Source organism: Micromonospora sp. GCM10011541 (assembly GCF_042650725.1).
Classification (GTDB): Bacteria; Actinomycetota; Actinomycetes; order Mycobacteriales; family Micromonosporaceae; genus Micromonospora; species Micromonospora sicca.
In genome coordinates this window covers 64114-87711 of record NZ_JBHSBP010000039.1, presented here as the reverse complement: position 1 = coordinate 87711, position 23598 = coordinate 64114, and the positions used below count along the sequence as shown (strand labels likewise).

18 protein-coding genes are annotated in these 23598 nt (G+C 73.3%); 4 read left to right on the top strand and 14 right to left on the bottom strand.

The window, feature by feature from the left end; genetic code table 11:
• Positions 1 to 8: 8 nt before the first annotated feature.
• Positions 9 to 788 (bottom strand): (Fe-S)-binding protein, encoded by a 780-nt coding sequence (locus ACFOYX_RS16040; protein WP_322441208.1) that lies wholly within the window; start codon positions 786 to 788, stop codon positions 9 to 11.
• A 121-nt stretch (positions 789 to 909) separates the two neighbouring features.
• On the opposite strand from ACFOYX_RS16040, the gene ACFOYX_RS16035 reads away from it, so the two are divergent.
• On the top strand, positions 910 to 2184 hold the full coding sequence (locus ACFOYX_RS16035) for an MFS transporter (RefSeq protein ID WP_109801412.1): 1275 nt from the start codon (positions 910 to 912) through the stop codon (positions 2182 to 2184).
• Positions 2185 to 2370: 186 nt separating this feature from the next.
• Positions 2371 to 3801, top strand: a complete 1431-nt coding sequence (locus ACFOYX_RS16030) for a hypothetical protein (protein WP_322441207.1) — start codon at positions 2371 to 2373, stop codon at positions 3799 to 3801.
• 21 nt (positions 3802 to 3822) lie between these two features.
• Here ACFOYX_RS16030 and ACFOYX_RS16025 read toward each other — a convergent pair whose 3' ends face one another.
• Positions 3823 to 7236, bottom strand: a complete 3414-nt coding sequence (locus ACFOYX_RS16025) for a BTAD domain-containing putative transcriptional regulator (RefSeq protein WP_322441206.1) — start codon at positions 7234 to 7236, stop codon at positions 3823 to 3825.
• A gap of 133 nt (positions 7237 to 7369) precedes the next feature.
• On the opposite strand from ACFOYX_RS16025, the gene ACFOYX_RS16020 reads away from it, so the two are divergent.
• Positions 7370 to 8248 carry an alpha/beta hydrolase gene (locus tag ACFOYX_RS16020; RefSeq protein ID WP_322441205.1) on the top strand — a complete coding sequence of 293 codons (879 nt, stop codon included), beginning with the start codon at positions 7370 to 7372 and terminating at the stop codon, positions 8246 to 8248.
• 276 nt (positions 8249 to 8524) lie between these two features.
• Here ACFOYX_RS16020 and ACFOYX_RS16015 read toward each other — a convergent pair whose 3' ends face one another.
• The 9 genes from ACFOYX_RS16015 to ACFOYX_RS15975 form a co-directional block, all read right to left on the bottom strand.
• On the bottom strand, positions 8525 to 9700 hold the full coding sequence (locus ACFOYX_RS16015; RefSeq protein ID WP_322441204.1) for a zinc-dependent alcohol dehydrogenase: 1176 nt from the start codon (positions 9698 to 9700) through the stop codon (positions 8525 to 8527).
• Positions 9701 to 9707: 7 nt separating this feature from the next.
• Positions 9708 to 10688, bottom strand: coding sequence for an SRPBCC family protein (locus tag ACFOYX_RS16010; protein ID WP_322441203.1), 981 nt, complete (start codon positions 10686 to 10688; stop codon positions 9708 to 9710).
• A 252-nt stretch (positions 10689 to 10940) separates the two neighbouring features.
• Positions 10941 to 12575, bottom strand: coding sequence for an MFS transporter (locus ACFOYX_RS16005; protein WP_322441202.1), 1635 nt, complete (start codon positions 12573 to 12575; stop codon positions 10941 to 10943).
• A complete protein-coding gene (locus ACFOYX_RS16000) occupies positions 12569 to 13264 on the bottom strand; it encodes an SDR family oxidoreductase (protein ID WP_322441201.1) in 696 nt (231 codons plus the stop codon). Before ACFOYX_RS16000 ends, ACFOYX_RS16005 begins: the two co-directional genes overlap by 7 nt.
• 123 nt (positions 13265 to 13387) lie before the next feature.
• Entirely contained in the window at positions 13388 to 13966 is a 579-nt protein-coding gene (locus tag ACFOYX_RS15995; protein WP_322441200.1) for an alpha-ketoglutarate-dependent dioxygenase AlkB, read from the bottom strand.
• A gap of 94 nt (positions 13967 to 14060) precedes the next feature.
• A complete protein-coding gene (locus tag ACFOYX_RS15990; protein WP_322441199.1) occupies positions 14061 to 14642 on the bottom strand; it encodes a type 1 glutamine amidotransferase domain-containing protein in 582 nt (193 codons plus the stop codon).
• A 130-nt stretch (positions 14643 to 14772) separates the two neighbouring features.
• Positions 14773 to 15555: an FkbM family methyltransferase gene (locus ACFOYX_RS15985; protein WP_377534078.1), complete on the bottom strand. Its 783-nt coding sequence runs from the start codon at positions 15553 to 15555 to the stop codon at positions 14773 to 14775.
• A 72-nt stretch (positions 15556 to 15627) separates the two neighbouring features.
• Positions 15628 to 16725, bottom strand: coding sequence for a DNA glycosylase AlkZ-like family protein (locus tag ACFOYX_RS15980; RefSeq protein ID WP_322441197.1), 1098 nt, complete (start codon positions 16723 to 16725; stop codon positions 15628 to 15630).
• An 88-nt stretch (positions 16726 to 16813) separates the two neighbouring features.
• On the bottom strand, positions 16814 to 18268 hold the full coding sequence (locus ACFOYX_RS15975) for an MFS transporter (protein ID WP_322441196.1): 1455 nt from the start codon (positions 18266 to 18268) through the stop codon (positions 16814 to 16816).
• A gap of 252 nt (positions 18269 to 18520) precedes the next feature.
• On the opposite strand from ACFOYX_RS15975, the gene ACFOYX_RS15970 reads away from it, so the two are divergent.
• The gene (locus ACFOYX_RS15970; RefSeq protein WP_322441195.1) at positions 18521 to 19093 is read left to right on the top strand and encodes a TetR family transcriptional regulator; all 573 of its coding nucleotides are present in this window, start codon (positions 18521 to 18523) and stop codon (positions 19091 to 19093) included.
• Between the two features lie 9 nt (positions 19094 to 19102).
• On the opposite strand, the gene ACFOYX_RS15965 is transcribed toward ACFOYX_RS15970, so the two are convergent.
• The 3 genes from ACFOYX_RS15965 to ACFOYX_RS15955 form a co-directional block, all read right to left on the bottom strand.
• Positions 19103 to 20281 carry a glycosyl hydrolase gene (locus tag ACFOYX_RS15965; protein WP_322441194.1) on the bottom strand — a complete coding sequence of 393 codons (1179 nt, stop codon included), beginning with the start codon at positions 20279 to 20281 and terminating at the stop codon, positions 19103 to 19105.
• Between the two features lie 131 nt (positions 20282 to 20412).
• Positions 20413 to 21567 (bottom strand): glycosyl hydrolase, encoded by a 1155-nt coding sequence (locus ACFOYX_RS15960; RefSeq protein ID WP_322441193.1) that lies wholly within the window; start codon positions 21565 to 21567, stop codon positions 20413 to 20415.
• Entirely contained in the window at positions 21561 to 23477 is a 1917-nt protein-coding gene (locus ACFOYX_RS15955) for a glycosyltransferase family 2 protein (RefSeq protein ID WP_322441192.1), read from the bottom strand. The genes ACFOYX_RS15960 and ACFOYX_RS15955 overlap by 7 nt, the downstream gene beginning before the upstream one ends.
• Between the last annotated feature and the right edge of the window lie 121 nt (positions 23478 to 23598).

Genomic DNA, 23598 nt, shown 5'->3' with positions numbered 1-23598 from the left:
CGTCGCCCTCACCGGGCCACCCCCTCGGTAGTCCGGCCGGCCGGGTCGCCGGAGCGGCCCGCCTCCGTGCCGGCCAGGATCTCGGCCAGGTGCACGGTCCGGACGCCGGCGCGCAGCCGGGACAGCCCGCCGCCGATGTGCATCAGGCAGGAGGCGTCCCCGGCGGTGCAGACGTCGGCCCGGGTGGCCAGCACGTGGCGCATCTTGTCGGCCAGCATCGCCGTGGAGGTGTCCGCGTTCTTCACGGCGAAGGTGCCACCGAAGCCGCAGCACTGCTCGGCCTGCGGCAGCTCCACCAGGTCGAGGCCGCGGACCTCGCGCAGCAGCCGCAGCGGCCGGTCCCCCACCCGGAGCATCCGCAGCGAGTGGCAGGTCGGGTGGTAGGTCACCCGGTGCGGGTAGTACGCCCCCACGTCGGTCACCCCGAGCACGTCGACGAGCAGCTCCGACAGCTCGTACGTGTGCCGGGCGACCTCCTCGGCCCGGCCGGCCAGCCGCTCGTCGCCGGCCCGGCGGGCCACCATCGCGTGCTGGTGCCGCACCGAGCCGACACACGAGCCGGACGGGGCGACCACCACGTCGTACGGGGCGAAGGCCCGCACGTGCCGGCGCACCAGCCGCAGCGCGTCGTCCGGGTAGCCGGTGTTGACGTGCATCTGCCCGCAGCAGGTCTGCTCCTCGGGGAAGACGACCTGGTGACCGAGGCGTTCCAGCAGCCGTACCGTCGCCTTGGCCGCCTCGGGGAAGAGGGTGTCGGCCAGGCAGGTGACGAACAGGGCGATCCGCATGTCCAGCCCTCCCAGGTCGCGTCCCGGTGGCCCGTCGCGCGGCGGCGCACGCGATCCGTCGAGTGTCCCTCAACGACCCGGCGGGCGCCACCGGTTGCGGCGCGGCGGATAGCCTCGGGTGGTGAGCCCGCGCCGCGGTCCCGGACCGGCCCGGCCTTCCCTGGCGCGGGACCGGTCGTTCGTCACCTACTGGATCGCGCAGGCGGTCTCCGCGGCCGGGGACTCCTTCGCCTACCTGGCGGTGCCGCTGCTGATGCTGCACGCGACCGGCTCGGTGGCCCGGATGGGCCTGCTCACCGCGGTGGCCGGGGTCGCGTCGGTGGGTGCGGGCGTGTTCGGCGGGGTGCTCGTCGACCGGTTCGACCGGCGCACCCTGATGATCGTCGGTGACCTGGTCCGGCTGGTGCTCTACGGACTGATCCCGCTGGCCTGGCTCGCCGGCCCACAGGTGTGGCTGCTCTTCGCGGTGCTGCCGGTCTGCGAGGCGGTCGGCATGGTCTGTCAGGTCGCCTCGGTGACCGCGGTGCGCAACCTGGTCGACCGGGAGCGGATCACGGAGGCCAACGGGCGGCTGCACGCGACGTACGCCGCGGCCGCCGCGGTCGGGCCGCTGCTGGCCGGCCTCGTGTCGGCCCGGTTCGGTCCCACCGCGGCGATCGGCGTGAACGCAGCCAGCTTCGCGCTCTCCGCCGTCGGCCTCCGGCTGGTCCGCCTCCGCCGGCCGGACCCGGACGCGGCCGCCCCGCCCCGCGAGCGACCGCTGGCCGAGTTCCTGGCCGGCGCGCGGTTCCTCTGGCGACAGCCGGTGCTGCGGTCGCTGACCGCGCTGCTGTCGGTCTTCATCTTCCTGACGTTCGGCCTGACCGACGTGCTGATCTACCACGTCAAGCACGACCTGGGCGGCTCGGACCGGACCGTCGGCACGGTGCTCGGCCTGGCCACCCTCGGCACGGTCGCCGGGGCGCTGCTGGTGGCCCCGCTGCGCCGTCGGCTCGGCTTCGGCGTCACCTGGATCGGCGCGACCGGCGTCTGCGGCGTCGCCGTCGCCGGAATCGGGCTGGCCGGCACCGTCCCCGCCCTCATCGCGGCGGCCGCGGTCCACCTCTGCTGCGTCAGCGTGGGTGGCATCTGCTCGATGTCGCTGCGCCAGGAGATCACGCCCGATCACCTGCTGGGCCGGGTCACCTCCGCGTTCTGGAGCACGCACTTCTCGCTGGGGCCGGCCGGCGCTGCCCTGCTGACCTGGGCGGCCGGCCGGTACGGGGCCGCTCCGGTCTGTCTGGTGGCGGGAGCGGGCTGCCTGCTGGTGGCCGTCGGCGGGTGCTGCGGCCCGATTCGCCGGGCGGGATCGGCGCCGGTGGCGGACGAGCGGGAGCTCCGGCCGGTGCCGGGCTGACCGATTCCGGGACCGCACCGGCCGGCCGAGAGCGGGATCCGGCCGAATGGTCACGGCATCCCACCGGGACGGTGGTGGGGCACGCCGCCGGGCCGTTCCGGGGTGGCGGTACCGTTGCGCCTCATCATGCCCTGCGGGGCGGTCATCCGCCGGCCTGGCGCTGGCGAACCGACGGAGGATGGCGCAATGTCCAACGGCGAGGAACCGTTCGCACCACACGAGGACGCGTCGGCCCGGCCGAGCTTCGAACTCGCGCTGCGCGGCTACGACAAGCGGCAGGTGGACCGGTACGTCAAGCGGCTGGACGGCGAGGTGTCCACGCTGACCGCCGACCGGGACCGGGCGTATCGCCAGGTCCAGGAGCTGACCGTGCAGTTGCAGCGGGCGCAGACCGAGGCGGCGGAGCTGCGGCAGCGACCGGCGCAGGTGGACCGGGCCTCGTTCAGTGACCTGGGACCGATGGTCGAGCAGATCCTCGACCTGGCCGAGAAGCAGGCCGGGGCGATCAGCGAGACCGCCGCGAAGCGGGCCGCCGAGCTCCACGCCCAGGCGGAGAAGGCCCTCACCGCGGCGCGGGAGCAGGCCGCCCGGGAGCTGCGCGAGCTGGACGAGGAGTTGGACGCCCGGCGCGCCGAGCAGGAGCAGGCGCACGAGGAGCGGCGGGCCGCCGCGCAGGCCGAACTCACCGCCACCCGCGAGCTGGCGGAGAAGCTGCGGACCGAGGGTCAGGCCGCCCACGAGCGGGCCCAGCAGGAGGCGAAGCGGATCGCCGAGCAGAGCAACCAGCAGGTCGAGCAGGCCCGCTCCGCGTCCGAGGCGCTGGTGAAGGCGGCCCGGACGCAGATCCAGCAGGAGGTGCAGGCGAACCGCAGCAAGGCCCAGCAGGAGCTGGCCCAGTGGCAGGCCAACATGGCCCGGGAGCTGGAGGAGCGGCGGGCCGCCGCCGAGCAGGAGCTGGCCGACCGGGCCACCGCGGCCGAGCGGGACATCGCCGCGCTCGTCGCCGAGGCCCAGCAGTACGCCACCGAGGTCCGGGAGCGCGCCGACGAGCAGACGAGCGCGCACCAGGAGCAGCTCTCCACCGTGCAGCAGGAGCTCCAGCAGCGGCAGGAGGCGCTGGCCCAGCTCCAGGCCGAGCTGGAGACCGCCGGCCAGCAGCTCGACCGGTCCCGGCAGGAGATCGCCAGCATCGAGCAGGAGGGCGCCGAGCTGGAGGAGCGCCTGGTGGAGGTCCGCCGCGACCTGACCACCGAGACGAAGCGGCTGGAGGACGCCCGCCGGGCCGCCGACCTCGCCGAGCAGCACGCCAAGGAGGTACGCGCCCGGGTGCAGCGCGAGGCGAAGCGGGTGGCCGACCTGGCCGCCGCCGCGGTGATGGCGGCCGCCGCGGGCGGCGGGGAGACCGCCGAGTACCCGCAGGTGGGCGCCCGCGCGGCCGCCGAGGCGTCCCCCGCCCAGCCGGTCTCCGCCCAGCCGGCCCCCGCCGAGCGGGTCCCCGCGCCGCGGGAGCCCTTCGACGCCTTCGCGGTGCGGACGCCCGCCGAGGGGACGTCCGCCGGGCGGACCGGCGAGGAGCCGGCCGCGCAGCCCGGCGCGGAGGTCCCGGCCACCGCCTGAGCCCGCGTTCCGGTCGCGGCGCTAGCGAACTTCCGGTACCCGGAAGCGCCGTGCCGTCCGCTGGTGGGCCGCCGCCTCGTCGGGGCGGCCCAGCGCCGTGGCCAGCTCGCCGAGGTAACGGGCCACCGGGCCGAGGGTGAGCGCCCCGCTGCCCGCCCCGGCCAGTTCGTCAGCGGCGGGCAGCAGTTCGGCGTACAGGCGCGCGATCCGGGGCCGGTCGTCGAGGGCGAGCGCGGCGCGGGCGGCCAGGCACAGGCGCGCCTCGGACAGCAGGTCGTGCGGCGTCTCCGGCAGGGCCCGCAGCGCGGCGGCGGCCTCGGCGGGGCGGCCGGCGGCGAGCCGGACCAGCGGGCGCACCCACGGCTCGTACGGCCCCCAGTCGGCGCCCGCCATGAGCAGGGGGCGCTCGTCGTCCCCGGTGGACAGCCGCAGCCCGAGCAGGGCGAGGGGCAGCAGCCCGTGAGCCATGCCCGGTATCCCGCTGCCGGCGAGCCGAGCCTCGGCGGCCCGGTACGCGACCTCCGCCGCCGCGGGGTCCCCGTCGACGGCCGGCCGCAGGGCGGCGTACCACCGGGTGAAGACGCCGACGAGCGGTAGCTCGTACCGCTCGGCCAGCCGGTCGGCGGCGCGGGCGTGGGCGTCGGCGGCGGCCAGGTCGCCGAGCCCGCACCGCGCCTGCAGGCCGATGAGGTGCCCGAGCACCTCGAAGGTCACCAGCTGGTGCGGGGCGGCCAGGTCGACCAGCTCCGCGCCGAGGCGGGCACGTTCGGGAGCGAGGCCGGTCCGCCGGAAGGTGTGCATGAAGCGGGCGTTGAGGGCGAAGGCCAGCAGCGCCGGGTCGCCGAGTCGCCGGGCGATCGCCTCCGCCTCTGCGGCCGCCCGGCGGCCACGGTCGGTGGTGGTGCCGCGCAGCTCCAGGGCCAGGGTGCTCAACAGCCGGCTGTGCTGTTCCGCCTGCTCGGCGGGGAGCACCGCCAGGGTGCGTTCGGCGGCCTCGACGACCCGGCGGGAGAGGTCCTCGTCGTCGTTGCGGGTCCAGACGGCCGGGACGTCGAAGGCCGCCAGCACGGTCCCGGTCAGGACCGGATCGTCGATTCGCTCGACGGTGGCGACGGCCTCGGCCCGAAGCCGGCGGGTCTGCGCCAGGTGTCCGGTCACGGCCAGCGCCCGGCCCAGCCCCATCACCGCGCCCAGCCGCCCGCGTACGTCCTGCCCACCCGCCCGGTCGTGGGCGGCGACCGCCTGCTGCCAGAGGCGGGCCGCCTCGTGCGGGTTGCGGCGCCGTTCGGCCCGTTCGGCGGCGGCTGTGGCGTAGCGGGCGGCGCGCGGGGCGGTGGCTCGGCCGCCGGCCTGGGTGAAGTGGTGCGCCAGCGCGGCGACGTCGTCCGGGCGCAGCCGTTCGATCGCCTCCCCGACCTCGGTGTGCCAGCGGGCCCGGCGCGGCGCGGACAGGTCCCCGTAGAGGGTGTCGCGGACCAGGATGTGGGTGAACCGGGTGCCCGGCCCGGTCAGGAAGCCGGCCGGCCCGGCCCGGTCCAGCGCGTCGAGCGTGGCGTCCTCGCCGGCGACTGCGGCGAGCACCTCCGGGTCGACGTCCCGGCCGATCACCGCGGCCTGCCGCAGCACGGTCCGGGTGGCCTCCGGCAGCTGCCCCAGGCGGTGTCGGATCACGTCCCGCACGCCGGCCGGGACCGCCGCCAGGGCCGCGTCGCCCTCGGCCGCGAGCAGCCTCGCCAGCTCCCGGATGAAGAACGGGTTGCCGCCGCTGCGCCGGTGGAGCAGCCGCACGGTCGACGGTTCCAGCTCCCGCCCGACGACGGCGCCCGCGACCTCCCCGGTCGCCGCCTCGGACAGGCCGCCGAGATAGACCCGGACGGGTTCGGTCCGGGCGAGCCGGGCCAGGGTCGCGGTCAGCCACGGGGAGATCTCGGTGGCGCGGAACGTGCCGACGACGAACACCGGCCCGGTGACCGGCTCCGGCCCGGCGAGCAGGGCGGTCAGCAGGTCGAGGGTGTCCGCGTCGGCCCGGTGCAGGTCGTCGAGGACCACGAGCACCGGCCGCCGGCCGGCCGCCGCCGCAAGTCGGGTCGCGGCGGCCCGGTGCAGCCGGAACCGGTCCACGGCGGGGTCCGCCGCCGCTGCGGCGTCCCCGGCGGGGGAGGGTCCACCGGTCGCGCCCGTCGGCGCGTCCGGGCCGGATCCGGCGTCCGCTGCGGTCGCCGGCGAGCCGGGATCGGGCGGCGACGAGCCGGCGGTCAGCGCCGCGGTGACCTGCGCCCACGGCCAGGCGACCGGCGCGCCGTCGTACTCGGGGCTGCGGCCCCAGGCCGTGCTCCAGCCGGCGGCGGCCAACCGCTCGGTGAGCGCCTCGGCGAGCGCGGTCTTCCCGCCGCCCGCCTCGGCGGAGACCAGAGCGAGGCCCGGCCGGCCGCGCCGGGCCACCTCGTCGGCCGCTCGTACCAGGCCGGCCAGCTCCGCGCCGCGCCCGACGAACGGGCGCCGCTCACCGGACACCGGCACCGACGCCTCGCCGCCGGTAGGCGTCGGTGCCGCAGCGCCGGCGGCCGGCAGCGCACCGCCGGCGGGCGTCGACACCGCAGCGCCGGCGGGCGCGAGCGTCGGCGGCTCGCCTGGCACGGGCGCGGTGACCGGCGTCGGGCGCAGGTGCGGCGCCTGGGCGAGGATGTCGGCCTCGAGCTGTCGCAGCCGCGGGCCCGGGTCCAATCCCAGCTCCCCCACCAGCGTCTCCCGGGCCCGGCGCAGCGCGGCCAGCGCGTCGCCCTGCCGGCCGGCACGGTAGAGGGCGACGGCCAGCAGGTGCCAGGCGTCCTCCCGCAGCGGTTGGGCAGTCGTGTGGGCGCGCAGGTCGGAGGCGGCCTCGGCGGCCCGGCCCAGCGCCAGCAGCGCCTCGGCCCGCCGCTCCACGGCCAGCATCCGCAGGTCGTCGAGCCGGTTGATCTCTCCCCGGGCCCAGCCCTGGTCCGCGAACTCCGCGTACGCCGGCCCTCGCCACAGGGCGAGCGCCGCGTCCAGGCCGGCGAGGGCCGGTCCGGGGCGTCCCGCCGCCAGCAGCGCGCCCGCGCCGGCGACCGCCGTCTCGAACCGCCAGGCGTCGACGGCGTCGGACGCGGCGGCCAGCGCGTACCCCGGCGGGGTGGTGACCAGCAGCCGGGCCGGCTGCCGCGGCGGCCGGTCGGGCTCCAGGGCGCGGCGCAGGTCGGCGACGAAGGTGCGGATGGCGGCCACCGCGCCCTCCGGCGGCTCGGCCCACAGGTCGCCGACGAGCCGATCGACCGGCACCAACCGTCCCCGGGCGACCAGCAGCCGGGCCAGCACGGCGCGCTGCCGGGTCCCCTTCAGCGGTACGGGGCCGCGCTCGCCGACCGCCTCCACCGGCCCCAGCACGCCGAACCGCACCGAGGTCTGGCTGGTCATGTCGCCCACTCTAGGCACCGCAGGGGTCGCCGCACCGGCGCGCCGGCCGGGCCACTCATCGGACGCTGATCCGCCGCTGATCCGCCCCGGGCAGGCTCGGCGCGTACCGGACATCCGAACAGAGAGGCATTCCGTGGATCCCAGGATCAGTGGGTTCGACTATCGACGCGTCACCGTCGCCGACGGCGTGACCCTGAACACCGCCGTCGGCGGCTCCGGCAGCCCGATCGTGCTGCTGCACGGCTTCCCGCAGACCCACCTCATGTGGCGGCACGTCGCCGCCGACCTCGCCGCCGACCACACCGTCATCTGCCCCGACCTGCGCGGCTACGGCGCCAGCGACAAGCCCGCGGACACCGACGGCACGGCGTACGCGAAGCGCACCATGGCCGCCGACGTCGTCGCGCTGGCCCGCGAGCTGGGGCACGACCGGTTCGCCCTGGCCGGGCACGACCGCGGCGCCCTGGTCACGGTCCGTGCCGGCCTGGACCACCCCGGCGCGGTCACCCATCTCGCCTCGCTCGACGTGCTGCCCACCCTCGACATGTGGGACGTGCTGCACGGCACCAGCGCCGCCGTCGGGTTCCACCTCTACCTGATGGCGCAGCCGCCCGGCCTGCCGGAGCGGTTGATCGGGGCCAGCCCGGACGCCTTCTTCGGCCACTTCCTGGACGTCTGGGCGGGCGACCCGGAGGCGATCCCGGCCGACGTGCGGGCCGCCTACCTGCGGGCCTCCCGGGAGGCGGTCGTCTCCATCGTCGCGGACTACCGGGCGTCGGCCGGGATCGACGTCGAGCACGACCGGGCCGACCACGCGGCCGGTAACCGGCTCCGCATGCCGGTGACCGTGCTCCAGCAGGACTGGGGCGCGGCGCTGGGCTTCGACGCCGCCGCCAGGTGGCGGGCGTGGGCGCCCGACCTGGTGCACGTGCCGGTCAGCTACGGCCATTTCATGGCCGAGGAGGCGCCCGCCGAGGTGGTGAAGGCGCTGCGCGCGCTGCTGGACCGGTGAGGTGTCGGCGCCCGGGGATCTCGGGGCGCAGCCGCTCCCCGGCCGCCACGCCGCTCCGCGCGCTCCCTCAGGCGTGACCCGGTGCGGCCCGCCCGCCGTCGCGCCGGAAGACCTGCCACATGGTGCCGAGGCAGCAGGTCACCGCGATCACCCGGCCGACCACCTCCAGCAGGCTGCCGGCGGCCGGGGGGCGCCGGAAACGCCGGGCCGTGCGGCTGGGCGCGGCACGCCGTCGCGCCGGGCCCGCTGCCCGGCGCGACGGTGTGGATGGTTCCGCTACGGCTTGAGCACGACCTTGACGCACTCTTCCTGCTTGTTCTTGAAGATGTCGTAGCCGTGGGGCGTGTCGTCGAGCCGCATGGTGTGGGTGATGATGAAGCTCGGGTCGATCTCGCCCTTGCGGATCCGTTCCAGCAGCGGCCGCATGTAGCGCTGCACGTGGGCCTGCCCGGACCGCATGGTCAGCGACCGGTTCATGAACGAGCCCATCGGGAACTTGTCGATGAAGCCGCCGTACGCGCCGACCGCCGAGATGGTGCCGCCATTGCGGCAGGCCAGCACGGCTTCCCGCAGCGCGTGCGGCCGGTCCGTCTCCACCTTCGCCGCCTGCTTCGCCCGGTCGTACGCGTGCAGCGCCGCGGAGGCGTGGTGCCCCTCCATGCCGACCGCGTCGATGCAACCGTCCGGCCCGCGTCCGACGGTCATCTCGCGGAGCGCGTCCAGGACGTCGGACTCCTCGTAGTTGATGGTCTCCGCGCCGGTGTTCTCCCGCACCATCCGCAGCCGGTACGGGTACCGGTCGATGACGATGACCCGCTCGGCGCCGAGCAGGAACGCGCTGGCGGCGGCGAACTGCCCGACCGGCCCGGCGCCCCAGATGGCGATGATGTCGCCGCGCTCGATGTCGCACATCTCGGCGGCCATGTAGCCGGTCGGCAGCACGTCCGACAGGAACAGCACCTTCTCGTCGGGCAGGTCGTCCTCGATCTTGAGGGCGCCCACGTCGGCGAAGGGCACCCGGACGTACTGCGCCTGTCCCCCGGCATAGCCGCCGAGCAGGTGGGAGTAGCCGAAGATGCCGGCCGGCGAGTGGCCCATCGCCGTCTCCGCGATCGCCGCGTTGGGATTGGAGTTCTCGCAGACCGAGTAGAGACCGCGCTGGCAGGAGATGCAGTCACCGCAGGCGATCGGGAAGCCCACCACCACCCGGTCACCGACGCTCAGCCCGTCCCGTACGCCCTGGCCGAGCTCGACGATCTCGCCCATGAACTCGTGCCCGAGGATGTCGCCCTTCCTCATCGCCGGGATGAATCCGTCCAGCAGGTGCAGGTCGGATCCGCAGATCGCCGACGAGGTGATCCGGAGGATGGCGTCCCGCGGGTTGAGGATCTGCGGGTCGGGGACGTCCTCGACGGCCAGGCTGTTCGGCGCGATCCAGCAGTTGGCTAGCATCGGTTCCTCACCACTCCGCTCCACGCATCGCCACCGGTCGCGCCGGGCGCTGGTTTGCCTGTTGGTGGACGCTGCTGCCGTTCGGGCTGGCGTCGGAGCGGACGATCTCGCCCGTCTCGATCACCTGCTTGAACCGCCGCAGGTCGTCGCAGACCTGCTGCTGGGGGTCCTCACCGAAGAGCTTGGCGACCTTCGCCCCGAGCATCCCGCCCGGCGCCCGGTAACTGATCTGGACGCGCACCTCCGTGCCCCGCCCACCGGCGGCGCGCATGAACCGGACGGTGCCGGAGTTGGGCACCCGCGCGCCCGCCACCGAGCGCCAACTGATCAGCGCGTTCGGGCGGTCGTCGACGATCTCGGCGTCCCACTCCACGCTCTTGCCGGCCGGCGCCCTCGCGATCCACCGGGACCGCCGGTCGCCCGTCATCCGCACCGACCGCAGGTGGTACATGAAGCGCGGCAGGTTCTCGAAGTCGTGCCAGAACCGGTAGACGTCCTCGATGTTCCGGTTGACCGTCACCGCAGCGTGTACCTCGTTGCCGTCCGCGCGCCGGCGTCGGGCGACGCGTACGGCGGTGTAGAGGTCGACCGCGGTGATCCCGGCGACCGCCATGGTGGTGTACGTCAGCCGCCGTCGCCGTTCCCCGCGCCGCCGCTGCAGCGCCCGTCCGCAGGCGGCGAGGTCCATCGCGTCGCCGGCCACCCGGGTCCACGCCCCCCACCCGGCTCGGCGGGGGACGAGCAGCGCCGCGGCGTGGCCCAGTTCCCGCACCCCGGCGATCCGCAGCACGGTCTGCGCGGTCCGGGAGTCGTCGATGCCGGACAGTCGGCTGACGCGCGATCGCGCGCCGAGGGCGGCGGCGCCCAGCCCGAGGCTGAACCAGCCCAGGAACCGGGCCAGGCCCTCGGACGGGCGGTCCCGACTTGCCCGTTCGATGCCCAGGGCGTCGGTCACCGACCGCACCCCGATCGTGCTCTTTCGAGCCATCCTGCTCACTCCATTCCCCCATGGGTTGCTTCATCGGCCGATGGAACCGGCGCACCGCACCCGCCCGTCGACGGGGTCCGCCCGCGGCTCGTCGCGCCCGGTGGCAACGGGCGACCGCCCGTTGCGGTGCCGGGCGCGATCTCCCTCTCGCTCGCCGTGGCCGCTCATTCCCGAAATGCGCGCGATCACGCTCGCCGGACGAGCCGCCGGAGCCGGTGGCTCGCCGTCGGACGACACACCGGCCGGACGGGGTCACGCCAGGTCACCGTCGTCGGCCAGCGCCAGGCCGGCGGCGGCCGGCAGCAGGTGCCGCACCTCCGGCTCGCCCTCGGCGAGTTCCTTGGCCCGTTCCTCGGCCTCGCGGTCGGCGGTCGTCAGCCGACCCCCGTGCTGGCGCAGGTGCTCGTCCCAGGACGGCACCAGGTAGACCTCCGCGAACTGGGCCGGGCTCTCGCCCTCGCGGAAGAGTCCCCACCGCATCGCCCCGGTACGCTGCCGGAACCCGCGGACGTGGTCCATCGCATCCAGGAACTCGGCCTCCCGCCCGGGCCGGACGGTGTAGGTGACCACCACCAGCACCGGCCCCACCCGGGGATCAGGTTCGAGCGCCAGTTCCAGGGGCGGCCGGTAGGTGGTCGGGTCCTTGTTCAGCCCGCGCAGGTCGGGCAGCGGCCAGATCTGCGACGTCACCGCGCCGATCAGCATCAGCGCGGCCGCCACGAGGAACGCGGCGGCCAGCCCGGCGACGTCCGCCACCACACCCCAGGCGAACGCGCCGACGGCCTGCCCGCCGCCCTGGACGATCTGGTACACGGCCAGGCCGCGGGCGCGTACCCAGCCGGGCAGGAAGAGCTGGATCTCGGCGTTGACGTTGGCGAGGACGGTCACCCAGGCCACCCCGGCCGGCAGCAGGGCGAGCAGCACCACCGGGACGATCCGCACGGACGCCACCACGATCAGCGTGCCGCCGTAGGTCGCCCCGGCCACCAGCAGGAACTGGTTGGCCGACATCCAGGTCCGGATCCTCGGCAGCAGCAGCCCGCCGATGATGGCGCCCACCCCGAGCGCGGCCAGCAGCAGGCCGTACCCGCTGGAGTTCATGTGCAGCCGGCGGGCCGCCACCAGCGGCAGCAGCGCCCACAGCGCGCTCGCCGGGATCACGAACACCAGCGCGCGGCGCAGCAGCCGGCGCACGATCGGCGAGTGCCGCACGTACCGGCCGCCGGCCCGCAGCGCGGCGGTGAACCGCTCGGGCACCTCGACGGCGCGGGCGTCGCCGGGCCGCCACCGGAACAGCGCCAGCGCGAAGACCAGGAACGCCACCGCGTTGAGGGCGAAGACCGGGGCCACCCCGATGCGGGCGATCAGCACACCGGCCGCGGCCGGCCCGACGGCCCGGGCCACGTTGACGCTGATCGAGCCCAGCGCCGAGGCCGACCGGAGCTGGTCCCGGGGCACCAGCTCCGGGATCACCGCCGCCCAGGCCGGCAGGGTCAGCGCCTGTCCCACGCCGAAGGCGAAGGTGAGGGTGAGCAGCAGCGCCGGCGGCATCCGGCCGGTCGCGGTGAGCAGTGTCAGCGCCGCCGCGACCACCACCAGGAACAGCTGCACCGAGATCAGCAGGTGCCGTCGGTCGAAGGTGTCCGCGAGGGCGCCCGCCGGCAGGGCCAGCAGCAGCGTCGGCAGCAGGCTGGCGGTCTGCACCAGGGCGACCAGGGTGGAGGCGTTCGACTGGTGGATCAGCAGCCACTGGGCGCCGACCGTCTGCATCCAGGTGCCGATGTTCGCGGCGAGCAGGGCCAGCCACAGGCTGCGGTAGACGGCGGTGCGCAACGGCGCCCACGCCGAGACGGTGACCTCGGCCGTGGCGCCTCCGGGTGTCACCATCGCCCGTCCGCGCGGAGCACGAGCTCGCCGGAGACGTACAGGTCGTCGGGGGCGAGCAGCAGCAGCCGTACGACCTCGGCGGCGACCTGCTCCGGCAGCGCGTAGATCTTGTCGAGGAACTCGTCGCCGACCCGTTCCTGCAACCGCGTCGGCATCGGCCCGGGATGCAGCTCCATCACCTTGATCCGGTTGCTGTGCTGGGCCTCGGCCAGCGACTGGACCAGACTGCTGCCGTAGCTCTTGGTGGCCCGGTAGATCGGGATGCCCGGCCGGGGCTTCGTCACGGCCAGCGCCCCGATGTACACCAGGTTGCCGTGACCCTGCCGGCGCAGGTGGTGCAGCGCCTCCTTGAACACGTACGTGGTGCCCAGGGCGTTGATCTCCACGGCCCGCCGGATCCGCTGCGGGGAGAGCTCCGCCAGGTCACCGCCCGCCCACATCGAGGCGCAAGCCGCCACCCCGTCGATCACGTCGTACCGGTCGACCACCTCGGCGAACGCGTCCCGGACCTGCTCGTAGGAGGAGACGTCGCAGATCCGCCCGGCGCAGCCCAGCTCGTCGGCGACCGCGGCGACCTCGCCAGGCACGTCGCCGAGGACGGCGACCCGGTGTTCGTCGACGAGCAGGCGGGCCACCGCCAGACCGAGACCACTGGTGCCACCGATCACCACGAAGGTTCTGGCGCCCATGTCCCTCCCGCTGCCGGCTGCCCAACGGCCCTGGCCTTCCCGCTGTCGGAGCATCCACACGTCGGGCGTCGGGACGGCACGCCCGGGTCGGATCGCGGGCGAAGCCACCGGTAGTGGTCCCGGTCAGCCGCGTCCGGCCAGGGATGTCCGCAGCTGTCGGAAGGTGATCGAGTAGCGCAGCTCCGGCACCGGCGGGATGCTGTGCTGCCAGGCCGACCGCGCCGCCCCGGCGAGCACGTACGCCGAGCGGGGCGCCAGCTCCGCCTCGTACACCCGGCGCTCCTCGGGCCGGCCGCGTTGGAAGCGCAACAGGCAGGCGGAGCCCAGGGAGAGCCCGACCACGGTCGGCCCGAACGCCGGCGCGTCGCGGTGCCAGCCGATGACCGAGCCGGGCGGATAGCGGGTGACCAGGGCCTGCGCGAGCGTGGCCGCCGGCACGCCGGCGAGCCCGGCGCACCGCTCGCGGACCTCCCGCAGCTCCACCGGCAACGCCTCCGTCTCGGTGAGCTGGAAGGAGCCGTAGTCGTAGTCGAAACCGAAGTGCCGGACCGTACGCCGAGCGATCTGCCCGTGCATCCGGACCTCGTGGAAGTCGTACGCGGCCAGCGCGGTCAGCAACGACCGCTCCTCGTCGCAGCTCACCAGCTCGGGCTGGTAGGTCAGCCCCGCCGGTCGCTCGTGGGTGCCCCGCATCCGCCCCATCAGGCCGACGGTAGCGCCGACCGGCCGGTGGCGTGGCGGCATCGCCGGGCCCGCTCCGGACCGGGCACGCGGCCCGGTCCGGAGCGCTCAGATGTCAGGCGGTCGCCATCTGACGCACGTGTCGAGCCTCGGCGAACTCCTCGACCATCTTGGCGCAGAACGCCGGCAGGTCGCTGGGGCGGCGGCTGGTGACCAGGCCGTTGTCCACCTGCACCTGCTGGTCGACCCAGTTCCCGCCGGCGTTGCGGATGTCGGTGCGCAGGCTCGGGTACGAGGTGACCGTCCGACCGTCGACCATTCCGGTCTCGACCAGGGACCACGGGCCGTGGCAGATCGCCGCCACCGGCTTGGCCTGCTGGAAGAACCCCCGCACGAAGTCCATCGCCGCCGGGTTCATCCGGAGCCGGTCCGGGTTGACCGTCCCGCCGGGCAGCACCAGGGCGTCGTAGTCGGCCGGGTTGGCCCGGTCCAGCGTACGGTCGACCGGGTGGCGGTTGGCCGGGTTGATGTCGTGGTTCATGGCCTGCACCTCGCCGGCGGACAGAGAGACCAGATGCACCTCCGCGCCCGCCTGCTCCGCGGCGGACCGGGGTTGGGTGTACTCGACCTCCTCGACCCCGTCGGTGGCGAGGATCGCGATCCGCTTTCCGGCCAGCGGCTGCTGGTTGTCGCCCATGATGTGCGGCCTCCTTCGCGGCGCCGCCCTCGTGCGGCGCACGGCTGGTCCCGCACGCGTTCCCGGCGCGGGGACGGGCAAACGGTTCCGTGGGCGGCCCCGGGTCAGGAAGAATGCCGCGGCCCCCGGGTCACCCGGAACGCTTCCCCACGCAGTACACGTCGCCGGAGTTGACCCGGTACGGCAGCGACAGCAGGTGGGCGGTGATCCGCTCCGCCGACACCCACTCCCCGAAGGCGAACGAGGTGTCGTCGCCCAGCGCGACGTCGAAGCCGTCGAAGCCGAGCGACGTGAGCCGGTCGACGCACCGTCGCGCCAGCGCGCGCTCGATCGTGGTGAACTCGAAGGACAGCGCCGGCAGCGGGCGGCTCAGGCCGGCCAGCACGGCGTCCTCGAAGCCCTCGACATCGATCTTCACGAAGGTCGGTACGCCGTACCGGTGCAGCAGCGAGTCGAGGGTGACGCAGCGTACGTCGATCTCGTCGTCCCAGACCTCGTGCGCCCAACCGTCCGCGCCGTTCGCCGCCTGGAGGAAGTGGGCGGAGACGGTGGAGATCGTGGGATTACGGGAGTTGACGTGCAGGCGGACGTTCCCCGCGTACGCCCCGCACGCCGCCTCGACCAGCGTGACCTGGTCGTCGCCGGCATAGATGGCGCGGATGGCGCGGGTGCACAGAGGTTGGGGCTCCACGGCCACGACCCGGGCGCCGAGGCGGCGGAAGCTGCCGATCCGGTCGCCCACGTGCGACCCGACGTCGAAGACCAGGTCGCCCGGCGTCACGAACCGCGCGTACAACTCGTCCAGCGCGGCCCCGTGGGCCGGGTCGCCGTAGGAGTGGTCCAGCGAGCGGCGAAGTGCGGACATGGTGGGATCGGCCCTGAGTGCCTGAATTGAGCGGGTATGGGCGCTCACTCGCCGACTCTAACTCGATCCGCGCGGGCGGACTTCCGCTTCCGGGTCGACCGCTGCCGTAGGCCGCACCGGCTAGCGAGCGCTGCCCGCCTCCCTGAGGGTCAGCCGCAGCCAGGACGCCAGGTGCTCGAGTTCGTGGTGCACCGCGTCCGCCATCGCCGGGGTGAAGGGAACGTCCCGGTGGACCGCGTGCACGACCAGCTCGCCGCTCTTGCGGTCCGCCGTGGCGTCCACCTTCCCGACGAGCCGGTCCTCGTGCAGCACCGGCAACGCGAAATAGCCCCAGCGCCGCTTGGCCTTCGGCTTGTACATCTCCAGCGTGTACTCGAAGTCGAACAGGTCCAGGGCCCGGACGCGGTCGTGCACCAGGCGGTCGAACGGGGACAGCAGGGCGGTGCGCCCGGTGAATGGTCGGCCCATCGCCTCCGGGTCCACCCGCCACGTCCCGCTGACGCCCTCGACGACCGCCGGTTCGCCGGCATCGCCGACGTCGGCCGGCTCGTTGGGTAGGGCGGTCCCCCTGGCCCGCGCGATGCCGAGGGACCGCAGCCGGCGTTCGTTGCGGAGCCGGTGCGCCTCGTCCACCGTCAGCTCCGGCAGGTCGGCCGGGTAGACCCGCTCGGCCAGGTCCCACAGGCGCTGGCGTCCCCGGCGACCGGCGATGGCGATCTCGCCGCGCATCATGAGGAACTCCAGCATCTGGGTGACGTTGCGGTTGTTGGTCCACCCCGTCGACGGCCACGGCACCACGCTGGTGTCCGGGATGTCCCGGGACAGCAGCGGACCGGAGCGGCCGAGCAGGTCGAGGACGTCGCGCCGGAACGCGTCGTTGGCCCGCAGCCACTCCCTGGTGGTGGCGCGGCTGGGCCAGTCGGCCGCACCCGCCAGGTAGAGCCCCAGGTCGCTCACCGGCCGCACCATCGCGTTGTGCTCGAAGAGCGTCCGGTCCTGCTCCAGGGCCCGCTGCAGCTGGTCAGGGCGGTACGACGCCCCGAGGCGGCTCCAGGCGACCAGGTCCGCACTCGGTGCGACGGCGGCGGTCGGGTCGATCTGCAGGAGCGTCAGCTGCCGTACCACCGTCACGAGGTCGGTGGGTCGCGGCGCGTCCAGCAGTTGGGCGCGTACGGCGATGCGGCGCGCCTCGGTGCGATCGAGTCGGTGGACCTCCACGGCGTGAGGCTATCCGCCGTGCGCGGCGAAACCCACCCGGCGGGCCGGCGGCGTTGTCCGCCGGCCCGCCGGCCCGCGCCGATCCGGTTCAGCGCCCCGCGGGTACGGTCACCAGCTCTCCGACCGGCTGCGTCGCGGGGGTCGGACGTCGGCCGGCCGCCGCGCGCCGCGGGGACGGGACGGCCAGGGCCGCGAGCGCGGCGGCCAGGGCGAGACCGGTGAGGACCAGAAAGCCCGTCGTGAAGCCGGCCTCCCGGGGCAGGCCGTTCACCTGCGGGTGGGCGGTGATCACGCCGCTGACCACGGCGGCGCCGATCGCGCCGCCGATGGTGCGGATGTTGGCGTTCATGCCGGTCGCGACGCCCGTCTGCCGGGCCGGTACGTTCCCGACGATCAGGTTGGCCATCGACGCGAACGCCAGCCCGATGCCGAGGCCCACGAGGCCACCGGCGACACCGATCTCCCAGCGGGTGTCGTGCGCGACGGTCAGCATCGCCGAGGCGAGCACGTTGAAGGCGGCGCCGGTGGCGAGTTGCGCCTTGGCGCTGAACCGCGACGCCAGCCGACCGGCGAGGATGCCGGCGACGAACATCCCGACCAGCATGGGCAGCATCAGCAGGCCCGCCTGGGTGATGCTGGCGCCGAAGCCGTAGCCGGCGACGGTCGGGGTCTGCACGAACTGCGGCAGGAACGCGTAGACGGAGAACATCGACGCGCCGTAGAGCAGGGCCACCAGGTTGGTCGTCCAGACCCCGGGCAGGCGCATCATCCGCATATCGATCAGCGGGTTGGTGGAGCGGATCTCGGCGACCAGCCAGCCGGCCAGCAGCACCGCGGCGAGGGCCAGCAGGCCGAGCACCCGGCCGGAGGTCCAGCCCCAGGCCGACCCCTTGCTGATCGGCAGCAGCAACGCGACCAGCCAGCCAGAGAGCAGGACGGCGGCCCGCCAGTCGATCCGGCCGGGGGTGCGGACCGGCGACTCGGGGACGAACAGGTGCGCGGCGAGGGCGGTCAGCCCGACGACGACCATCGGGATCCAGAACAGCCACCGGTAGTCGAGGGTGGTGACGATCGGGCCGGCGAGGACGACGCCCAGACCACCGCCGGCCGCGACGATCGCCGAGATGGCGGCGACGGCGGAGGCCACCCGGGCGGCGGGGAACTCGTCGCGGATGATCCCGAACGAGAGCGGGAAGACGGCCCCGCCGATGCCCTGGATGACCCGGGCGACGATGAGCACGCCGATGCTCGGCGCGACGGCGGCGAGCAGGCAGCCGAGCGCGAGCGCGGCGAGGGAGACGACCAGCATCCGCTCCTTGCCGACCATGTCGCCGACCCGGCCGAGGATCGGCGTGAAGATCGACGCGGACAGCAGGTAGGCGGTCAGCACCCAGGTGACGGTGTTCTGGGAGGTGTGCAGGTCGTGCTGGATGGTCGGCAGCACCGGGGTGATCAGCGACTGGAGCATCGCGAAGAACCCGGCGCCGGCCGCCAGGACGAAGAAGGTGAGCCGGCGCGAGCCGCGCCGAACGGTCTCTGTCACGGAGAAAACTCCATCTGCGTACGGGGAAAGTTGGCTGGCCACCACGAATCAGGCGTCGCGCGGGCGGGCTCGGGGTGGTCGGTTCCGGCGTGCCGCGGCTTCGTCGACGGCGCCGGTCACCGCTGCGCCGGATCCGTGGAAGGATCGGGGTAAGCTATCCGGAGGCATGGCTCCGGACTTTCCGGAGGGGATCCTCCGCTAAGCTACCGGAGGCATGCCTCCGGATGCAACCACGGCGAGGTGACGCACGTCATGACCAGCGCGGAGCAGCTGCCCGACGTCTTCGCACGGCGGCCCAAACGGGCCGACGCCCGGCGCAACTACGAGTCGCTGATCGCGGCGGCCCGGGAGACGTTCGCGGAGGCCGGCGCGTCGGCCTCGCTGGAGGAGGTGGCCCGACGGGCCGGCGTCGGCATCGGCACCCTCTACCGGAACTTCCCCAGCCGGCGGGAGCTGTTCGAGGCCGTCTACGTCGAGGAGGTCCGGGCGCTCAGCCGGTCCGCCGCGGAGCTGGCCGACCTGCCCGCGTGGGACGCCCTCGTCGCCTGGTTGCGGCGTTTCGTCGCGTACGTCGCCACGAAGCGGGCACTGGCCGAGGAGTTGCTGCACGACTCCGAGGTCTTCCGCAGCTGCCGGACGGAGATCTACACCGCGGGCGAGCCGCTGATGCGTCGCGCCCAGGCCGCCGGAGTGGTACGCGACGACATCAGCTTCGACGACGTGGTCCGGCTGGTCAGCGGCCTCACGATGGCCCAGTTCCCGGAGCCGGACCAGCGTGACCGGGTGCTCGGCGTCGCCCTCGACGGCCTGCGCCCGCCAGCCTGATCCGGCTGCCTAACCGACGAGCTCGGTACGCGGGAGCATCTTCGGCGACCAGGTGACCTGGTAGCGAGCGTCGGCGACCGCCTCGGCGAAGGCCTTGGCCGCGGCCGGGGAACTCCCGATGCGCCAGTCCAGCTCCTTGTCCACCTCGAACCAGATGAGTCCGATGATGTCCTTGTGTCTGGACAGCAGCTGGAAGGTCTGCTCGATCCATTCGGCCTTGCGCCCGTTGCCGTCGGAGGCGCCGGTCTCGGTGATGACCATCGGTTTCCTGGTGAAGGTCCGGATCTCGGTGATGGTGGGCTTGAAGATCTCGTCGAAGGACCGGTAGTTCGAGAAGACCCCCGTGCCGTAGTAGCCCGAGGCGCCCACCCAGTCGACGTAGTCGTCGCCGGGGTAGAGCTCGGCGAGATTCGCGGTCGTCGTGCTCCATCTGGCATTCGGGCTCCACACCCAGATCACGTTGGTGACCCCGGCGGCTCCGAACACGTCGTGGACATGGCGCCACGCCTTGACGTAGTCGCCCGGCCGGTTGGCGTTGGTCGCCTCGGACCACGGATACCAGTCGCCGTTCATCTCGTGCCCGAACCGGATGGCCACCGGGTAGCCGAGCGACTTGATCCCGTCCGCCCAGTTGCGCAGGTAGCTGTCGAAGTCCCCGCGTGCGATGCGGGACAACCGGTAGGCAGGTTGGTTGGACCGGACCTTGTCGACCTCGCGGGCCGGCAGCCTCTCCTTGCGGGCCGCCTGGTCCACCTTGTAGTCCCATGGTTCCCAGCCCAGCATCGGGAGCATGTCCCGGTCACGGATCCGGTCGAAGAGCGTCCGGTCGAAGGTGTCGGACGCCCACCCCGAGCTGAAGAGCATCACCTGCGGCCGGTGTCTCGCGGCGGCCGTGAACATGTTCGTCGCGGTGAAGTCGTGCGGGCCCTTCTCGGTCATCACACCGATGAACGCCTTGCCGGCCGGCGGGAAGAATTCCTCAGCCGGTGGGGGCGGGGCGCCCGGTGCGGCCGTTGTCACCGCATTGGCTTCGGCCGTCACCACCGCACCCGGCTCGGCCTTCGCAAGCCGGTCGGACGGCGCGTCCTCCCGGCCCCCGGACGTGGCGATCGGTGCGATGGCGAACGCGTAGGCCAGCAGCAGCGCGCCGATCAGCACCATCAGGAGCCGCGGAACGGTCAACCTCATCATTGCAGAACCCCCTCAGCCGCCACCCGTGACTTCGGCGGGTGGCGTTCCTCGCTGTCGGCGCGAGCGACCGGCTCGGCCAGGTCGTCATCCGCGGACGGATGCTGGTCGGCAGGCAGGGCACGGGACATCTAATCCTCCAGTTCCGTGCGCAGGAGCATGTCCGGCGACCAGGTGAACTGGTAGCGAGGGTCGGCGACCGCCTTGGCGAAGGCCCTTGCCGCGGCCGGTGAGCTGGCGATGCGCCAGTCCACCTCCTTGTCCACCTCGAACCAGATGAATCCGATGATTTCCCTGTGTCTGGACAGCAGCTGGAAGGTCTGCTCGATCCACTCGGCCTTGCGCCCGTTGACGTCGGACGCACCGGTCTCGGTGATGACCAGCGGTTTGCTGGTGAAGACGCGGATATCCTCGATGGTTTGGTTGAAGATCAGGTCGAAGGACCGGTATTCCGAGGTGAACACCGTGCTGTAGTAGCCCGAGATGCCCACCCAGTCGACGTAGTCATCGCCCGGGTAGAGCGTGGAGAGTTTCGGGGTCGAGTCGTCCCATCTGTTGTTCGGGCTCCATACCCAGGTGACGTTGGTGGCCCCGGCGGCCCGGAACAGGTCATGTATGTGCCGCCACGCCTTGACGTAGTCGCCCGGCCGGTTGCCGTTGACCGTCTCGCACCACGGGTACCAGTAGCCGTTCATCTCGTGGCCGAACCGGATGGCCACCGGGTAGCCGAGTGACTTGATCCCGTCGGCCCAGGACCGCAGGTAGCTGTCGAAGTCGCCGCGCGCTATGTGGGACAACCGGTACCGGGGTTGCTCGTTCCGTAACCTGTCGACCTCGCGGGTCGGGAGCCCCTTCCTGTGGGCCGCTTCGCCCGGCCGGTAGTCCCACGGTTCCCAGGCCAGCATCGGTAGCATGCCGCGACCCTTGATCTGGTCGAAGAGAGTCCGGTCGAAGGTGTCGGACGCCCACCCCGAGGTGAAGAGCATGGCCTGTGGCTGACGCTTGGCGGCCGCCGTGAACATGTTCGTCGCGGTGAAGTCGTGTGGGCCCTTCTCGGTCATGACACCGATGAACGTCTTTCCGGCCGGCGGGAAGAGTTCTCGAGCCGGTCGGGGCGACGCACCGGGTCGGGTCGGCTCCTGTGCTTCGGCCGTCGCCGCCCGGTCGGACCGGGCATCCCCCCGGCCCCCGGAGCTGGTGACGGGCGCCAAGGTGAAGCCGTAGGTCAGCACCAGCACGCCTCCGCTCAGCATCAGCAGGACCCGCGGAACGGTCACCCTCACCATGGCAAACCCCCGTCAGCCGCCACCCGTGACTTCGGCGGGTGACGTTCTTCTCTCCCGGTCCGAGCGGCGGGCTCGGCCTTCTCCTCGTGCTGCTGCTCGCGGCGGGCCGCGACACTCGACGCGAGCGCGATCAGCGGCGGACCAAGCCCCATCAGGAGGGTCAGGACCGGCCACACCCGGAGCAGGGTGAAGTCGTTGTCCAGCAGGAAACTCGCGCCGAGCACGCCGGCGGCGAAGGCCGCCCAGCAGAAGTGCAGACGGAAGGTGCCGAGCGACTCGGTGGTACGCAGCTTGCCCTTGGCCGTCACCACGAACCCGAGCTTGCGCCGGAGCAGCGCGCCGACACCGGCGGCCACGTAGATCGGACCGGCGAACAGCGCCAGCGCCATGCCGACCAAGCCGATCTCTTCCCGCTCGTGCGGGGCGATGTTGAACCGGCGGAGCCAGAGCCACAGCACGAACCAGGTGGCGATGGTCGAGCCCCACAGCACCGACCACACGGTGACGTCGAGCTGGGCCGCACTCACCCCGGTGAGCAGCGACATGGCGGTGGCGAAGTTGCCGAGCAGCAGGCTGACCGCCACGCTCGGGTAGTAGAACTGGAGCAGGCGGTACTGCCAGCGGCGTCGCGACGGCAGTTCGCGCGGCGCGCGCAGGTCACTGCGGACCAGGATCTCGCAGATGCCGGCGGCCCACCGCTTCTGCTGGTTGAAGTAGTCGGCCCACGAGGTCGGGCCTTCCCCGATGGCCACCACGTCCGGGGTGTAGACGCCCTTCCACTGGTTGCCCGTCTCCGGGTTGACGGCGGCATGGATCCGGATGCTGGTCAGGTGGTCTTCGATGATCGAGTCCTGGTAGCCGCCGATGGTCCGCCACGCGGATGGCCGGTAGAGGTGGCCGGTGCCGGTGAGCAGGGGCGCGTCCAGACCGTTTCCGCCGCGCGCGATGAGGCCGTTGTAGAGGTACTGCTGGACCGAGGCGCCGTGCGCGACCAGGTTCTGGTGCATGTTGCCGTACACCTGCGGGGTCACCACGAAGGCCACGTCCGGGTCGCGGAAGTAGCCGAGCGTGCGTTCGAGGAAGTTCGGCAGCGGCACGTGGTCGGGGTCGACGTTGGCGACCACGTCGTAGTGGTGCTCGTGTTCGGCCCGCCAGGCGTTGTGGTTGCCCGACTTCGTCCTGGCGCGGAACTCACCGTTCGGCTGGTTGTACTCCGGTCGGCCCTTCCGGCTGAAGTGCCGCACCCCGAGCCGCGCGGCCATCTCCCGCACCGCGGGGTCGTCCCCCTCGTCGAGGATCCAGACGTCGACCCGACCGCAGTAGACGATCTGCTTCCACCGCCGCAGGGTCCGCTCCACGACGTCGATCGGTTCCTTGCTGGGCACGATCGTGGTGAGCAGGGCCACCCGCAGGCCGACCGGAGGATCGACCGGGACCGGGTCCTTGGCGTTGAAGGCGAACACCCAGACGACCACGTTCTGCGCGAGGCGGATCAACTCGACGCCGACGACCACGCAGAAGCCGAGCCGGGCCGCCACCGTCTGCCAGCCGCCGAGCCCTATCACGCCCGCTCCGGGTACGTGCTCGGGAAGCAGCAGCCACCCGACGAGCAGCAGCCCGGCCGCGCTGTTGACCAGGACGAGCAGCGTCAGGACCACCCGCGCCGCGGGCGAGACGGCGTGGCGGAACTCGACCGCCGCGCGCGGGTGCCGCGGCGCGACCAGGGGGCCGGCGGTGGCGCCGCATCTCGCGTACGCCAGGCGAGCCCTGATGTTCAGCCGGCGACGATCGGGGCGTTGACCGGACGGCGGCCGGGCCGCGTCGTCGACCGGGGTGCCGCCGGCGGAGGTTCCGTCCTTTGTGGCTGAAGACAGGCGCCTATCGGCGACGACGCCCACATTGCCCCCCAAGGGTCCGACTCCTGCTCGCCACGGACTCGACTGTGGCTGAGCCTAAACGTGCAATACGGTCAAACAGTGCGAGTTGCCCTAATCACCGCAGCGGACCATGCCATCCGATCCCGGGTGCGGC

Bases quoted from the DNA above. Each gene is read 5' to 3' on its own strand.
- ACFOYX_RS16015 (WP_322441204.1), bottom strand. From the start codon at position 9,700: ATGCTAGCCAACTGCTGGATCGCGCCGAACAGCCTGGCCGTCGAGGAC.
- ACFOYX_RS16025 (WP_322441206.1), bottom strand. From the start codon at position 7,236: ATGACCAGCCAGACCTCGGTGCGGTTCGGCGTGCTGGGGCCGGTGGAG.
- ACFOYX_RS15965 (WP_322441194.1), bottom strand. From the start codon at position 20,281: ATGAGGTTGACCGTTCCGCGGCTCCTGATGGTGCTGATCGGCGCGCTG.
- ACFOYX_RS16005 (WP_322441202.1), bottom strand. From the start codon at position 12,575: ATGGTGACACCCGGAGGCGCCACGGCCGAGGTCACCGTCTCGGCGTGG.
- ACFOYX_RS16000 (WP_322441201.1), bottom strand. From the start codon at position 13,264: ATGGGCGCCAGAACCTTCGTGGTGATCGGTGGCACCAGTGGTCTCGGT.
- ACFOYX_RS16040 (WP_322441208.1), bottom strand. From the start codon at position 788: ATGCGGATCGCCCTGTTCGTCACCTGCCTGGCCGACACCCTCTTCCCC.
- ACFOYX_RS15995 (WP_322441200.1), bottom strand. From the start codon at position 13,966: ATGGGGCGGATGCGGGGCACCCACGAGCGACCGGCGGGGCTGACCTAC.
- ACFOYX_RS15970 (WP_322441195.1), top strand. From the start codon at position 18,521: ATGACCAGCGCGGAGCAGCTGCCCGACGTCTTCGCACGGCGGCCCAAA.
- ACFOYX_RS16010 (WP_322441203.1), bottom strand. From the start codon at position 10,688: ATGGCTCGAAAGAGCACGATCGGGGTGCGGTCGGTGACCGACGCCCTG.
- ACFOYX_RS15990 (WP_322441199.1), bottom strand. From the start codon at position 14,642: ATGGGCGACAACCAGCAGCCGCTGGCCGGAAAGCGGATCGCGATCCTC.
- ACFOYX_RS16030 (WP_322441207.1), top strand. From the start codon at position 2,371: ATGTCCAACGGCGAGGAACCGTTCGCACCACACGAGGACGCGTCGGCC.
- ACFOYX_RS15960 (WP_322441193.1), bottom strand. From the start codon at position 21,567: ATGGTGAGGGTGACCGTTCCGCGGGTCCTGCTGATGCTGAGCGGAGGC.